Origin of the sequence: Variovorax sp. efr-133-TYG-130, from assembly GCF_030208835.1 — a bacterium.
Lineage (GTDB): Bacteria > Pseudomonadota > Gammaproteobacteria > Burkholderiales > Burkholderiaceae_C > Variovorax.
Genome location: NZ_JARVTD010000029.1, coordinates 394,291 through 408,545, shown reverse-complemented (window position 1 = coordinate 408,545; position 14,255 = coordinate 394,291). Strand labels below are relative to the sequence as shown.

General features: G+C 70.8%; 14 protein-coding genes. 4 read left to right on the top strand and 10 right to left on the bottom strand.

The genetic code is table 11. The features are described from left to right. Nucleotides 1-106: 106 nt before the first annotated feature. Together QRN67_RS24770 and QRN67_RS24765 are read right to left on the bottom strand one after the other, a co-directional pair. On the bottom strand, nt 107-2,068 hold the full coding sequence (locus tag QRN67_RS24770) for an MFS transporter (RefSeq protein WP_285413988.1): 1,962 nt from the start codon (nt 2,066-2,068) through the stop codon (nt 107-109). Between the two features lie 13 nt (nt 2,069-2,081). Beyond that, complete coding sequence (locus tag QRN67_RS24765) at nt 2,082-2,936, bottom strand: hypothetical protein (RefSeq protein ID WP_081267403.1); 855 nt, start codon at nt 2,934-2,936, stop codon at nt 2,082-2,084. A 144-nt stretch (nt 2,937-3,080) separates the two neighbouring features. On the opposite strand from QRN67_RS24765, the gene QRN67_RS24760 reads away from it, so the two are divergent. Continuing rightward, the gene (locus tag QRN67_RS24760; RefSeq protein WP_081267402.1) at nt 3,081-3,815 is read left to right on the top strand and encodes a helix-turn-helix domain-containing protein; all 735 of its coding nucleotides are present in this window, start codon (nt 3,081-3,083) and stop codon (nt 3,813-3,815) included. A 6-nt stretch (nt 3,816-3,821) separates the two neighbouring features. Here the strand turns inward: QRN67_RS24760 and pyrF are convergent, their stop codons facing one another. The 5 genes from pyrF to QRN67_RS24735 form a co-directional block, all read right to left on the bottom strand. Beyond that, nucleotides 3,822-4,646, bottom strand: a complete 825-nt coding sequence (gene pyrF, locus QRN67_RS24755) for an orotidine-5'-phosphate decarboxylase (protein ID WP_081267401.1) — start codon at nt 4,644-4,646, stop codon at nt 3,822-3,824. 11 nt (nt 4,647-4,657) lie between these two features. Next, entirely contained in the window at nt 4,658-5,500 is an 843-nt protein-coding gene (locus QRN67_RS24750) for a uracil-DNA glycosylase family protein (RefSeq protein ID WP_285413985.1), read from the bottom strand. After that, a complete protein-coding gene (gene rimI / locus QRN67_RS24745) occupies nt 5,497-6,039 on the bottom strand; it encodes a ribosomal protein S18-alanine N-acetyltransferase (RefSeq protein ID WP_081266028.1) in 543 nt (180 codons plus the stop codon). Before rimI ends, QRN67_RS24750 begins: the two co-directional genes overlap by 4 nt. Next, nucleotides 6,036-6,764 carry a tRNA (adenosine(37)-N6)-threonylcarbamoyltransferase complex dimerization subunit type 1 TsaB gene (gene tsaB, locus QRN67_RS24740; RefSeq protein WP_106936463.1) on the bottom strand — a complete coding sequence of 243 codons (729 nt, stop codon included), beginning with the start codon at nt 6,762-6,764 and terminating at the stop codon, nt 6,036-6,038. Before tsaB ends, rimI begins: the two co-directional genes overlap by 4 nt. A 114-nt stretch (nt 6,765-6,878) precedes the next feature. After that, the gene (locus QRN67_RS24735; protein ID WP_285413984.1) at nt 6,879-7,643 is read right to left on the bottom strand and encodes a DeoR/GlpR family DNA-binding transcription regulator; all 765 of its coding nucleotides are present in this window, start codon (nt 7,641-7,643) and stop codon (nt 6,879-6,881) included. 80 nt (nt 7,644-7,723) lie between these two features. On the opposite strand from QRN67_RS24735, the gene QRN67_RS24730 reads away from it, so the two are divergent. From QRN67_RS24730 to QRN67_RS24720, 3 genes are all read left to right on the top strand, one after another. Continuing rightward, nucleotides 7,724-8,311, top strand: a complete 588-nt coding sequence (locus tag QRN67_RS24730) for an NUDIX hydrolase (protein ID WP_285413983.1) — start codon at nt 7,724-7,726, stop codon at nt 8,309-8,311. A gap of 7 nt (nt 8,312-8,318) precedes the next feature. Then, complete coding sequence (gene dacB / locus QRN67_RS24725; protein ID WP_285413982.1) at nt 8,319-9,743, top strand: D-alanyl-D-alanine carboxypeptidase/D-alanyl-D-alanine endopeptidase; 1,425 nt, start codon at nt 8,319-8,321, stop codon at nt 9,741-9,743. Between the two features lie 171 nt (nt 9,744-9,914). Continuing rightward, on the top strand, nt 9,915-11,501 hold the full coding sequence (locus tag QRN67_RS24720) for an alpha/beta hydrolase family protein (RefSeq protein WP_285413980.1): 1,587 nt from the start codon (nt 9,915-9,917) through the stop codon (nt 11,499-11,501). 14 nt (nt 11,502-11,515) lie between these two features. Here the strand turns inward: QRN67_RS24720 and QRN67_RS24715 are convergent, their stop codons facing one another. Genes QRN67_RS24715 through purE form a run of 3 tightly spaced genes read right to left on the bottom strand, consistent with a single transcriptional unit; the run spans nt 11,516 to nt 14,252 of the window. Beyond that, on the bottom strand, nt 11,516-12,517 hold the full coding sequence (locus QRN67_RS24715) for an L-threonylcarbamoyladenylate synthase (protein WP_285413979.1): 1,002 nt from the start codon (nt 12,515-12,517) through the stop codon (nt 11,516-11,518). Then, nucleotides 12,514-13,704 (bottom strand): 5-(carboxyamino)imidazole ribonucleotide synthase, encoded by a 1,191-nt coding sequence (locus QRN67_RS24710; RefSeq protein WP_285413978.1) that lies wholly within the window; start codon nt 13,702-13,704, stop codon nt 12,514-12,516. Before QRN67_RS24710 ends, QRN67_RS24715 begins: the two co-directional genes overlap by 4 nt. Continuing rightward, the gene (gene purE / locus QRN67_RS24705; protein ID WP_106936457.1) at nt 13,701-14,252 is read right to left on the bottom strand and encodes a 5-(carboxyamino)imidazole ribonucleotide mutase; all 552 of its coding nucleotides are present in this window, start codon (nt 14,250-14,252) and stop codon (nt 13,701-13,703) included. The genes QRN67_RS24710 and purE overlap by 4 nt, the downstream gene beginning before the upstream one ends. Nucleotides 14,253-14,255 lie beyond the last annotated feature (3 nt).

The window sequence follows — 14,255 nt, the reverse complement described above, 5'->3', positions numbered from 1 at the left end:
CGGCGTAGTGAAGGTGAGCGAATGATGGTTCGCTCCCGCACCGCGGGGCTTGAATGCTTGCACCGGTGGCGGTTTGCAGCGCCGCCGGTATCTCGGGGAGGTACTTTTAGGCGCCGAGCAGGCCGCCCACGCGCTGGCGCAGCGACTCGGGCTGCACCTCGGACGACGGCACGGCCGCGCCCACGTTCAGGCCCACGCGGCTGAAGAAACCGCGGCGGAAGGGCTTGGCCATGGCCACGCGCTCGCCGCCGCGCAGCTCGATGCGGCTGAAGTACGAGCCCCAGAGGTTGGTCAGCGCCATCGGGATCACCGGCGGCTCGATGCCTTCGGCGCGCGCGCTGTCGACGATCTTCATCACGCCGCCCTTGAAGGGCTGCAGCGTGCCGTCACGCGTGATCGCGCCCTCGGGGAAGATGGCGAGCAGGTCGCCCTCGCGCAGCACGCCCAGCGCGCTGGCGAAGGCGGCTTCGTAGGCGGCCGGGTCTTCCTTCTGCGGCGCGATGGGAATGGCCTTGGCCAGCTTGAACAGCCACCCCAGCACCGGCACCTTGAAGATGCGGTGGTCCATGATGAAGCGGATGGGCCGCGGGCTCGCCGCCATCAGCAGTACCGCGTCGATGAAGCTCACGTGGTTGCACACCAGCACGGCCGCGCCCTCGGTGGGAATGTGCTCGTCGCCCTTGATGTCGAAGCGGTAGACGAAGCGCGACAGCACCCAGGCCACGAAGCGCAGCATGTACTCGGGCACCAGCATGAAGATGTAGAACGCCACCACCGCGTTGGCGATGCCGGTGAACAGGAAGATCTGCGGAATGGTGAAGCCCGCACCCAGCAGCGCGCCGGCGATGACCGAGCTGCCGATCATGAACAGCGCGTTGAGGATGTTGTTGGCCGCGATGATGCGCGCGCGGTGCGTGGGCTGGCTGCGCAGCTGGATCAGCGCGTACATCGGCACGCTGTACAGGCCCGCGAACAGCGACAGCAGCGCCAGGTCGGCCATCACGCGCCAGTGGGCGCCCTGGCGCACGAAGCTGCCGATGCCCATTTCGGCCACCTTGGGCAGCCCGCGCGAGGCGAAGTACAGGTCGATCGCGAACACGCTCATGCCGATGGCGCCCAGGGGCACCAGGCCGATCTCCACCTGCCGGCGGCTCAGCGTCTCGCACAGCAGCGAGCCCACGCCGATGCCCACCGAGAACACCACCAGCAGCAGCGAGGCCACCTGCTCGTCGCCGTGCAGCACTTCCTTGGCGAAGCTCGGGAACTGGCTCAGGAACACCGCGCCGAAGAACCACATCCACGAAATGCCCAGCAGCGAGCGGAACACCACGATGTTCTCGCGCGCGAGCTTGAGGTTGCGCCAGGTCTCGCTGACCGGGTTCCAGTTGATCACCAGCCCGGGGTCGGTGGCCGGCGTGCGCGGAATGGCCTGCGCCACGCCGCGCCCCACCAGCGCGAGCAGCACGCAGGCCACGGCCACCGTGAGGTGGCCGATCTGCGGCACCGCCACCAGCAGCCCGCCCGCCACCTGCCCCAGCAGGATGGCGACGAAGGTGCCCATCTCGACCATGCCGTTGCCGCCCGTGAGCTCGCGCGGATCCAGCACCTGCGGCAGGTAGGCGAACTTGACCGGTCCGAACAGCGTGGAGTGAAGCCCCATGAGGAACACGCAGCCCAGCAGCACCACGGCGTTGGCCGTGACGAAGCCCCAGGCGGCGATCAGCATGATCGCGATCTCGAGGTTCTTGACGAAGCGGATCATCTTCGTCTTGTCGAACTTGTCGGTCAGCTGGCCCGAGGTGGCCGAGAACAGCAGGAACGGCAGGATGAACAGCGCGCCGATCACCAGGCCCGCCATGGCCGGCGGCATCCAGCTGAGCTGGAGCTGGTAGGTCACCATGACGGTGAATGCGAACTTGAAGAGGTTGTCGTTCGCGGCGCCCGCGAACTGGGTCCAGAAGAAAGGCGCGAAGCGCCGCTGCCCGAGAAGGGCGAACTGGTTGGCGTGCGCGTTGGCCTCGTGGGGCGCGGACGTCGCGGGGGCTGCAGCAGCGGCGGGGGTGGTCATGCGAAGGATTTCCTCAGGCCGCTACGGCGGCTGCGCCCGGATTGTGCCGCAGCGCGGCTTGCCAGCGCATCTCGAGTTTGCGCAGCGCCAGCACCACCGGCAGTCCCGCGAGCGACGCCGTCAGGTGCTTGAGCGTGTGGCCCGAAACCGCGTGCTGCGTGAACTCGTAGATCGAGTGGTCGGCCATCTCGAAGGCCTTGGCCACCACGTAGAAGAAGATCACCCAGCCCAGCTTGAGGCCGACCGAATTGCGCATCGGGGTGGACAGCGCCAGCGTCAGCACCAGCGCCATGCCGCCGAACTGCACCAGCGCCCAGGGCATGACGTTGCCGGTCTCCTGGAACACCTCCGCCGAGAGCAGGCCGGCCGTGAGCACGAACCACGCCGCGGGCCAGCCGGCGCGCTGGCTCACCCGCTCGCAGACCGCCACGCCGATCAGCCCCGCGAAGGCCACCGCCATGCCGGCGCGGTCGGCCGCGAGGCGCGGGGCGTCGGGCACGAGGTGGAAGAAGGCGGAGCCCGCGGCGGTGGCGATCAGGCCCGCGAAGAAGAGCCAGGCGCAGTCGAGCGTGTTGTCCGGCGGGTCGCTGGCGGGCGGGGCCAGCGGGAACCGCGACAGCGCTTCCTGGTGCGAGCGGTCGATGCGGTTGAGCCGGTACAGGCCCCACAGTCCGATCACCACGAAAGGGATGTTGCTCAGCACGTCCATGGCGTTCGGCAGGCCGTGCCAGGCGCGGTCGTCGGCGAACACGGTGGCGATGGCGACGTCGGCCGCCGGCAGCGCCGGGCCGAAGACGGCGATCGCCGTGAGCAGGACCAGGGTGAAAAGCAACCCGCGTTCGCGGCGGCTGAGAGAGGGCAGAGGCATGGCGTTTCTCGGTGGTGGTCGGTACGTGCCGCGGAATTTAGGGTCCCGACCCCTCCACGGGCATCGAGAATCGATACGAGGTACTAATTCACACCCAGCGGTATCTCCAATTGATACTTGCCTGTGCCCGTGTACGCTCGAACGATGAGCACCACCGTCGACCTCGTCCAAGCCCTCAAGAACGAACTCAAAAGTGCGCGCATGACCTACGCCGACCTGGCGCGGTCGCTCGACATGGCCGAATCCAGCGTCAAGCGGATGCTGGCCAAGAGCGACATGCCGCTGTCGCGCGTCGACGCCATCTGCCGTGCGCTGAAGATCGATTTCGCCGAACTGGCCCGCCGCGTGGCCGACGCCCAGCCGCTGCTCAAGGAGCTGACGCACGAGCAGGAAAAGGCCGTGGTCAAGGACAAGAAGCTGCTGCTGGTGGCCATCAGCGTGCTGAGCCAGTGGACGCTGGAGCAGATCGTGGCGGCCTACCGCATCAGCGAGGCCGAGTGCATCGGCTGCCTGGCACAGCTGGACCGCATCGGCATCATCGAGCTGCGGCCGCTGAACCGGTATCGCCTGAAGCTGGCCAAGACTTTCCGCTGGCGCCCGCACGGCCCGGTGATGGAGTTCTTTCGCGAGAACGTGGTGCTCGACTACTACCGCGGCGGCTTCGACGGCCCGGCCGAGGGACTGCTGCTGGTGCACGGCTCGATCAGCCGCTCGCTGGCGCCGGCCTTCCTGGAGCGCCTGCAGCGCGTGGCGCAGGACTTCGCGCAGCAGCACCAGACCGACCAGAAGCTGTCGGCCAAGGACCGCGAGGGCTACACCCTGCTGCTGGGCATGCGCAACTGGGAATTCGAGCTCTTCACCCGCCTGCGCCGGAACTGACGGGGCTCAGGGCTTGGCGGCTTCCAGCGCGTCGCGCGTGCTGCGCGCGGCGTTCTTCGCGGCCTCGGCGAAGTCATCGCCCGACGACGCGTAGCAGATCGCCCGCGACGAGTTCACGATGATCGGCGCATCGGCACGCCAGCCGGCGCGCACGGTGGCGACGGCGTCGCCGCCCTGGGCGCCGACGCCCGGAATCAGCAGCGGCACGGTCGGCGCGAGTTCGCGCACGCGCTCGATTTCCGCCGGGTAGGTCGCGCCCACCACCAGCCCGAGCTGGCCGTTGAGGTTCCACGGGCCCTGCGCCAGCCTGGCGACGTGCTCGTACAGGAAAGGCTGGCCCTCGACGTCGGCCAGGCGCTGGCCCTGCAGGTCGGAGCCGCCGGGGTTGCTGGTGCGGCACAGCAGGAAGGCGCCCTTGCCCTCGTGCTTGAGGTACGGCGCCACGGAATCGAAGCCCATGAAGGGCGACAGCGTGACCGCGTCGGCACCGTAGCGCTCGAAGGCTTCCAGCGCGTACTGCTCGGCGGTGGAGCCGATGTCGCCGCGCTTGGCGTCCAGGATCACGGGCACGTCGGGCGCGTTGCGGCGCATGTGCTCCATTAGCTGCTCGAGCTGGGCTTCGGCGCGGTGGGCCGCGAAATAGGCGATCTGCGGTTTGAAGGCGATGACCAGGTCGGCCGTCGCGTCGACGATGCGCGCGCAGAAATCGAAGATGCGGCTGGCGTCGCCCTTGAATTGCCCCGGGAATTTGGCCGGCTCGGGATCGAGCCCCACGCAGAGCAACGAACCGTTTTTTTGCTGTGCGGCGGCCAGCTTGTCGAGGAAAGTCATGGGCCGGGATTTTAGGCGGGCGTGTGCTGCTCGGCCGCCAGGCAGAGGTCGGCCCAGGCGCGGGCCTTGTCGGCCGGGTTGCGCAGCAGGTAGGCCGGGTGATAGGTGGCCACGACGACCGCCGCGCCCGGCTCCCCGTTCGTCGCCAGCGGCACCGCGCGGCCGCGCAGCTTGCCCAGCGGGTCGCCGCTCTGCATCAGGCTCTGCGCGGCCAGCGGGCCCATCGCCAGCACGACGCGGGGCGCGAGCGCGGCGGCGTGCTCGCCGAAGGCCTCGGCCATGGGGCGCGGACTGCCGGGCTGGCCGGCGGCCACGCCGCGGTGGGTGCGCATGAGGTGCACAGGCGTCTTGCCGTCGTGCAGCTTCAGGGCGCGCAGCATGTTGTCGAGCAGGCGGCCGGCGTCGCCCGCGAAGGGCTCGCCGTGGCGGCCGTCGGCCTCGGGCGGCATGTCGGCGACGACCAGCCAGCCGCCTTGCGTCGCGGCAATGTCGTGTGGCGTGCCGGCATCGGCATAGAGGCGGCAGGGCGCCTCGAGCAGCACGGCGGCGCCCATCGACGCCGGGGCGGGGGCGGGGGCCGGGCGCGCAGCCGGCGCGGGTGCCGCCACGGGGCGGGCGGCAGGCGCGCGCGGCGGGCGCGGCGCGGAGACGGGCATTTCCGCCTCCATGCGCTCCTCGGCGCTCGGGATGTATTCCTCGTCGTCGGGCGGTCCTGCTTCGGGCGCGGCCTGCACCGGTACCGGTTCGGGCTCGGCTTCCGCGACCTGGGGCACGGGCCACCAGACCTTCACGCCCATTTCGTCGAGCATCGCGCGCTGGCGCGCGTCGAGCTTCAATGTCTGCACCGCGCTCATCGCAAGGCTCCCCAGGCGGTGCCTGTTTCGTTCAATCGCAGGCTCATGACGACGGCATCCTCGCGCTTGCCGTCATGGGCTGGGTAGTAGCCCTTGCGCACGCCCACGCTGCGGAAACCCTGCCGCACGTAGATGTCGAGCGCGCGCTGGTTGCTCTGGCGCACTTCGAGCCACAGCCATTGCGCGCCCTGGCTGCGCGACCAGCCGCCCAGCGCCTCCAGCATGAGCGGCGCCCAGCCCTGGCGCTGGAAGGCCGGGGCCACGGTGATGTTCAGCAGGTGCACCTCGTCGACGCCCTTCATGGCCACGAAATAGCCGATGAGCGTTTCGCCCAGGCTGGTGACGGGCGAGGCGACTCCTTGCGCCACGCCGGGCGCCAGCAGGCACTGGCAGTGGTAGCCCACGGCCATGGAGTCGGTGAAGTTGGCGCGCGTCCAGGGGTGGCTGTAGGCCGTCTGCTCCACCGCGCAGACAGCGTCGATCCGCTCGATGGTGAGCGGTTCGAGGCGGGCTTCGACGGGCTGGAGGACGGCGCTCATGCGTGGCTGGAAGGGGCTGCTGCTGCCGCCGATGCCGCGGCCGCCTTGATGGCGGCGCGTTCTTCGGTGGTCTGCGCCACTTTATCGCGAACATAGAGCGGCCAGGCCTGTGCCGCGGGCACGGTGCGGCCGGCCGCGAGCAGCGCGGGCGCGAGCCGCAGCATGGCGGTGGCGCTCGGCAGGGCCTCGTGGCGGGCGGCGGCCGGCGCCAGGCGCGGGCCGTAGGCGGCGAAGGCGTTGCCGGCCAGCGCATGGCCGGCGGGCACTTCGAGGGCCTCGGGCGACAGCAGCAGGAGCTCGTCCTCGCCGGCCAGGCCACCCAGGGGGCCGGCGGCGAAGTCGTAGCGCGCGGCGTAGACCTGGTCCATGCGGGCGTCGAGCACCGCCACCACCTGCCGCGCGCCGAAGGCATGGCGCGCTTCCTCGGCCACGGCCAGCAGGGTGTCGACCGGCAGCAGCGGCACGCCGGCACCGAAGGCCAGCCCCTGCGCCACCGAGCAGGCGGTGCGCAAGCCGGTGAACGAGCCGGGGCCGCGGCCGAAGACGATGGCGTCCAGGTCGGCCAGCGCCAGCCCGGCCTCGCCCAGCAGTTGCTGGATCAGCGGCAGCAGCGTGGTCGAGGCCTGCGCGCCGCCCACGCCGTTGTGGGCCAGCAGCCGCTCGCCGTGCAGCACCGCGACCGACAGGTGCTCGGTGCTCGTGTCGAAGGCCAGCAATCTAGGCATTGGCGGGACACCCCGGGGCCGCGCCCGCGGCGGGCGGGCGGAGAAGGAAACGGGGCGAAAGAGGCATGCCCCGATTATCGAGGGGCGGCCAATCCCGGTCGCCGCCCTGCGATATCAGGCCTTTTCGCTCATCAGCACGGCCAGCCCGGCCTTGCGCAACGGCGCCAGCGCCTTGGCGGGCGCATCCGGCGACACCAGCAGCGTGGCGGCCGAGGTGACCGGGTTGACCACCCAGGCCGAGGCCGCGCCCAGCTTCTCGGACGAGGCCAGCACCACCGTCTCGGCCGACGCGGCCATCAGGGCGCGCTTGATCTCGGCTTCCTCGAGGTCGCCGGTGGTCAGGCCCGCCTCGGCGTGCACGCCGGTGACGCCCATGAAATACGTGTCGGCGTGGATGCGAGAAATGGCCGCCATCGCCGCCGAACCCACGACCACCACCGAATGCTTGAAGAGCCGCCCGCCGATCAGCACCACCTCGATGCCGGCATGCGACACCAGCTCGACCGCCACCGACGGGCTGTGCGTGACCACCGTGGCCTGCAGCGAAAGCGGCAGGTGGCGCGCGAGCTGCACGGCGGTGGTGCCGCCGTCGATGAACACCACCTGCCCCGGCTTCACCAGCCGTGCGGCGGCGCGGCCGATGGCGACCTTCTCGCCGGAGGCCAGCTGCTGGCGACCCGCGAAATCGGCCTCGGCCGGCGCCAGCGGCAAGGCACCGCCGTGCACGCGCTGCAGCAGGCCCTCGGCGGCCATCTCGCGCAGGTCGCGGCGCAGCGTGTCTTCCGACAGGCCGAGTTCTTCGCTGAGCGCCTTGGCGACGACGTTGCCGTCGCGCCGCAGGACCGAAAGGATGTGTTGCTTGCGCTGGCTGGTGAGCATCGGGCGATGGTATCGGGCTTGCACGCTTTCTGCACGAATTTTCTTGTTATTGCACGAATATGCACATATGCTCGCCGCCCATGACACTCCAAGACCGCGTCCGGGTGCACGAAGTCACCCTGCTTTCCGACAACTGGTACACGCTGCGCACCACCGCCTTCGACTGGCAGCGCAACGACGGCCGGTGGCAGCGCATGCACCGCGAGACCTACGATCGCGGCAACGGCGCCACGCTGCTGCCGTACAACCTCGCGCGGCGCACGGTGCTGCTGGTGCGGCAGTTCCGCTACCCGGCCTTCGTCAACGGCCATGACGACCTGCTGATCGAGGCGGCCGCCGGCCTGCTCGACGACGCGGCGCCCGAGGAGCGCATCCGCGCCGAGGTCGAGGAAGAACTCGGCTACCGGCTCGGCGAGGTGCGCAAGATCTTCGAGAGCTTCATGAGCCCCGGCTCGGTGACCGAGAAGCTGCACTTCTTCGTCGCGCCCTACGAGGCCTCGATGCGCATCGGCGCGGGCGGCGGGCTGGCCGAGGAAGGCGAGGACATCGAGGTGCTGGAGCTGGACATCGACGAGGCGCTGGCCATGGTGGCCGACGGCCGCATCGCCGACGCCAAGACCGTGATGCTGCTGTACCACGCGAAGCTGCATCTTTTCGCGCCGGGATAATGGGCGCATGCCTCTTGCCTCCCGCCGCGCCGCGCGCGCACTGACCCTCGTCGCGATGCTGGCCCCGGCCGGCGCCGCCTTCGCCCAGCAAGCCTTCCCGACCCAGGTCGACGCCGCCCTCGCCCGCGCCAAGGTGCCGCGCGACGCGGTGACGATGCTGGTGGCCGATGCCGACGGCTCGCGCCCGCCGCGCCTGGCCTGGCGCACGCAGGTGCCGGTGAACCCGGCGTCGATCATGAAGCTGGTGACGACCTACGCCGCGCTCGACCTGCTCGGGCCAGCCTACAACTGGACCACCCCGGTCTACACCGACGGCACGGTGAGCAACGGCGTGCTCAACGGCAACCTCTACATCAAGGGCCAGGGCGACCCGAAGCTGGTGCTCGAGCGCATGTGGCTGCTGCTGCGCCACGTGCAGGGGCTGGGCATCACCACGGTGAGCGGCGACATCGTCATCGACCGCAGCGCCTTCGAGAACACGGTCGAAGGCGACCCGGCCGCCTTCGACGGCGAGCCGCTGCGCCCGTACAACGCCTCTCCGGACGCGCTGCTGGTCAATTTCAAATCGGTCAACATGAGCTTCGCGCCCGACCGCGCGGGGCAGTTCGCCCGCGTGAACTACGAGCCCCCGCTGGCCAGCGTGGCCATGCCGGCCACGGTGCCGCTGGTGCCCGGCGAATGCGGCGACTGGCGCACCGCGCTGCGCGCCGACTTCACCGACGTGAACCGCATCCGCTTCAACGGCGGCTTTCCCGCCGGCTGCGGCGAGAAGAGCTGGGCCGTGGCGTACGCCGACCCGCGCACCTACAGCCTGCGCGCCATCGGCGGCATGTGGGCCGAAATGGGCGGGCGCGTGGGCGGGCAGATGCGCGAGGGGCGCGTGCCGGCGGGGCTGAAGCCGGCCTTCGAGTTCGAGTCGCCGCCGCTGGGCGAGGTGGTGCGCGACATCAACAAGTACAGCAACAACGTGATGGCGCAGCAGCTGTTCCTCACGATCGGACTCACGCAGAAGAACCGCGGCACCTTCGAGGCCTCGCGCACCGCGCTGGGCCAGTGGTGGCGCGACCGCATCGGCACGGGCGAGGCGCAGCCGGTGTTCGAGAACGGCTCGGGCCTGTCGCGCGACGAGCGCATCAGCGCCGCCGCGCTCGGCAAGATGCTGCAGGTGGCGTGGCGCTCGCCGGTCATGCCGGAGCTGGTCTCCTCGCTGCCGGCCATGGGCGTGGACGGCACGCTGAAGAAGCGCACGCTGCGCTCGGGCGGCTCGGCCCACCTGAAGACCGGCACGCTGCGCGACGCCTCGGGCGTGGCCGGCTTCGTGGACGGCGCGAGCGGCCGGCGCTACGTGCTGGTGGCCATCGCCAATGCCGAGAACGCGGCGGCCGCGCGCGCCGCGTTCGACGCGCTGGTCGACTGGGCCTCGCAGGACTGACCTGCGGCCCCCAGCCGCCGGGCCGCTACAGCGGTGTACTGAAAAAATCTACCGGGGTGCGCCGCTTGCGCGCAGCCCGGCCCCTGCGCAAAATCGCTGCGGGTCATGCGAACGACCGTTCGTTTCGGCCTTCCGGCACGACAACAAACATCCACGCAGGAGACATTCCCGATGAAAAGACCGTTGCACATTCCCGCACCGGCGTTCGCGCTGGCGGGCGTCGCGTTGCTGTTGACCGCCTGCGGCGGTGGTGGTGGAGGCGGCGGAGGCATCGGCTTCGGCGGGCTGCCGATCGGCGGCGGTGGCGGCGGCGACACCGGGCGCGGCTCGGTCGTCTCGGGGCCGCCCGCGCAGACGGCCAACCTCACCGCCTCCCAGTTCAATGCCAGCCTGCAGGCCAGCGACCAGGGCAAGGCGCTGCTGCAGGTGGCCGGCGCGCCCAAATGCGGCATCGACCTGCGCTACCTCGAGTACCGCACCATCGGCGGCAAGAACGAAGCCACCAACGCCACCGCCGCCATCATGGTGCCCACGGGCAGCGACGCGGCCTGCAGCGGCGCGCGGCCGGTGGTGCTGTATGCGCACGGCACCACGCCGGCACGCAACTACAACCTGGCGAAATGGACCGACACCACCCAGCCGGCCGCCGGCGAGGGCCTGCTGGTCGCGGCCATGTTCGCGGCGCAGGGCTACATCGTGGTGGCGCCGAACTACGCCGGCTACGACAAGTCGACCCTGCCCTACCACCCGTATCTCAACGGCGACCAGCAGGGCAAGGACATGGTCGATGCGCTCACGGCGGCGCGCAAGACCTTCGGCGACATCGGCGCCACGGATGCGGGCTCGCTGTTCATCACCGGCTATTCGCAGGGCGGCTACGTTGCGATGGCGGCGCACCGCGAGATGCAGGCCACCGGCAAGACGGTGACGGCGGCGGCGCCGCTGTCGGCGCCCTCGGCCATCAGCCTGCTGACCGACTACACCTTCCAAGGCTGGCCGGCGCTGGGCGCCACGCTGTTCGTGCCGCTGCTGTCGACCAGCTGGCAGCAGCAGTTCGGCAACGTCTACAACGCCACCACCGACGTCTACGAGAACCAGTACGCCAGCGGCATCGACACCCTGCTGCCGAGCAACACGCCCATCGCCACGCTGTTCCAGACCGGCAAGCTGCCGCAGCTGGCGCTGTTCCCGGCCGACGCGGTGCCGGGTCCGCTGAATCCGCAGCTGTCGATCTTCTACGGCGCCAACAACCTGATCCGCCAGAGCTACCTGACGCAGGCGGCGAGCGACATCCAGTCGAATCCCTGCGCCGGCAACGCGCTGCCGACCACGGCGGCCTCGTTGGGCACGGCCACGCCGCTGGACTGCAAGCCGACCACGGGCTTCCGCAGGGCGGCGGTGGCGAACGACCTGCGCAACTGGGTGCCGGCCAAGCCGGTGCTGATGTGCGGCGGCGCCAACGACCCGACGGTGAACTTCGCCAGCACCCGCGCCACCGCGGGCTACTTCCGCGCCAAGGGCATGCCCGCTGCCGCGCTCACGGTGGTCGACCTGGAGGATTCGGGCGCCAACGACGCTTATTCAGCCGCCCGCGCCGGCTTCGCACAGGCCAAGAGCCTGCTGGCGCAGAACACGCCGGGCAGCGCGACCGACAAGGCCACGGCCGTCACACAGGCGTACCACGGCACGCTGGCGCCGCCGTTCTGCCTGGCGTCGGCCCGAGGCTTCTTCCAGGGCGTGCTCGCCGCCGGAAGCTGACCGGGGACGGGGGATCAGGCGGCCGCTGCGCGCTGCAGGCGGTCTTTGACGCCTTCCCACTCGGGCGTGTCGGGCGGGGTCTCGACCCAGATCAGCTTGACGCCTTCGGTGTCGAACGCGCGCAGCACGGCGAACAGCTGCTGCGCGCTGGCCGCTGCGTCGTCGGGCATGCGCCGCAGCAGCACGCGCTGCGAACGGCTGCGCACCAAGGCGCGCGACCACACGGCGATGTGCGCGGCGTTGGCGCCCAGCACGTCGAGCCCGGTCTGGATGGCCTTGGCGTCCATCAGGCGCACCTTGGCGTCGGGCGCGTAGTGCGCCTCCAGCGTGCCCGAGGCGCGCGGGTCGGGTGTTTCGAGCACTTCGCGGTCGGCCAGCTTCTCGCCGCAGGCCGCCTCGATCTGCGCGCGGGTGATGAGGCCGGGGCGCAGCAGCACGGGCGCGCCGCGGCTGCAGTCGACGATGGTCGACTCGATGCCGACCTCGCAGGCCCCGCCGTCGACCACCGGCAGCGCGTCGCCGAATTCGTCTTGCACATGCTGCGCCGTGGTCGGGCTGACGCGGCCGAAGCGGTTGGCGCTGGGGCCCGCGAGCCCCGGCACGCCCTGCTCGGCGCAGGCCTGCAGCAGCGCCTGCGCCACCGGGTGCGAGGGGCAGCGCAGGCCGATGGTGTCCTGCCCGCCGGCCGCCGCCGCGCCCACGCCGGGCTGGCGCGTGACGATCAGCGTGAGCGGGCCGGGCCAGAAGGCCTGCACCAGCTTCTGCGCGAAAGCCGGCAGCGGCTGGGCGAAGCGCGACAGCGATTCGGTGCCCTTGACGCCGGCCGCCACGTGGACGATCAGCGGATGGTCGGCGGGACGCCCCTTGGCCTTGAAGATGCCGGCCACGGCGGTGTCGCTGCTCGCATCGGCGCCCAGGCCGTAGACGGTTTCGGTCGGGAAGGCGACCAGCCCGCCCGCGCGCAGCACGCGCACGGCTTCAGCGATGGCGTCCGGGGAGCGGCCGTCGAGGATCATGCGAGGTCGGTGGAGGTCACCGCCGGCAGGCCCAGCAGCAGCGCCGCCTGCGAGGCCGTGGCGCGCACCGCTTCAAGGGTGGCGCCGGTGAGCGTGAGGTGGCCCATCTTGCGGCCGCGTCGCGGTTCCATCTTGCCGTAGAGGTGCAGGTGCACGCCCGGCAGGGCCAGCACTTCGCTCCAGCGGGGGGAGACCGGCTTGTCGGCACCGGCCGGGAACCACAGGTCGCCCAGCAGGTTGAGCATGATGGCCGGGCTGTGCTGGCGCGGCGCGGCCAGCGGCAGGCCGGCGAGCGTGCGCACCTGCAGCTCGAACTGCGACACGTCGCAGGCTTCCATCGTGTAGTGGCCGCTGTTGTGCGGGCGCGGCGCCATCTCGTTCACCACCAGCGAGCCGTCGGCCAGCGCGAAGAACTCGACGCACAGCACGCCCACGTAGCCCAGCCCGTTGGCGATGCTCTTGGCCGAATTGATGGCGCCCTGCGCCACCGTCTTGGGCATGTTCTGCGGATGCACCTCGGTGACGGCCAGGATGCCGTCGCGGTGCAGGTTGCGCTGCGGCGGAAAGTGCACGACCTGCCCGTCGCGGCCGCGCGCGAGGATCACCGAGCACTCGAATTCGAGCGGCAGCATCTTCTCGAGCACGCAGGGCACGCAGCCCGTGGCCTGCCAGGCGTCGACCAGCTCGGCGCGCGTCTTCACGCGCTGCTGGCCCTTGCCGTCGTAGCCCAGGCGCGCGGTCTTCAAGATGCCGGGCAGCAGGCTGTCGTCCACCGCGGCCAGCTGGGCCGCCGTCTCGATGGCCGCGTAAGGCGCGCAGGGCACGCCGCAGCGGGTGAAGTGCGCCTTCTCGGCGATGCGGTCCTGCGCGATGGCGATGGCCGGGGCGCCCGGCGACACCGGCCGCGCCACCGCCAGGTGCTCCAGCGAAGGCGCGGGCACGTTCTCGAACTCGGTCGTCACCGCGTCGGCCAGCCCGGCCAGGCGGGCGAGGCCGTCGACGTCGTCGTAGTCGGTGTGGATGTGGTGGTGGCTCACGCGGCCGGCGGGGCTGTCGGTGTCGGGGTCGAGCACCGCCGTGAAGTAGCCCATGCGCTGCGCAGCGTGGACGAACATGCGCCCCAGCTGTCCGCCGCCGAGCACGCCGAGCGTGGCGCCCGGAAGAATGGGCAGGTCGGCGTTGCTCACAGGGCACCTCCGCCCTGGGGCGAGAAGGGGGACACGGGGGGTGCTTCGCCAGCGGGGGCCGGCGGCAGCGTCATGGCTTCGGCGGCGGCGGTCTGCGCCGTGCGGAAGGCGTCGAGCTTCGCGCGCAGCGCCGGGTCGTTCACCGCCAGCATCGACACCGCGAACAGTGCCGCGTTGGCCGCGCCGGCGTTGCCGATGGCAAAGGTGGCCACGGGCACGCCCTTGGGCATCTGCACGATGCTGTAGAGCGAATCGACGCCCTGCAGGTGGCGGCTGGCCACCGGCACGCCGAGCACCGGCACCGTGGTCTTGGACGCCAGCATGCCCGGCAGGTGGGCCGCCCCGCCCGCGCCGGCGATGATCGCCGCGAGCCCGCGCCCGGCGGCGCTTTCGGCATACGCGAAGAGCGCATCGGGCATGCGGTGGGCCGAGACCACCTTTGCCTCGTGGCTGATTCCGAATTGCTGGAGAATCTCGACCGCGTTGCGCATCGTCTCCCAATCGGAGCTCGAGCCCATCACTACACCGACCTGAATGGTTTCGTTCATGGT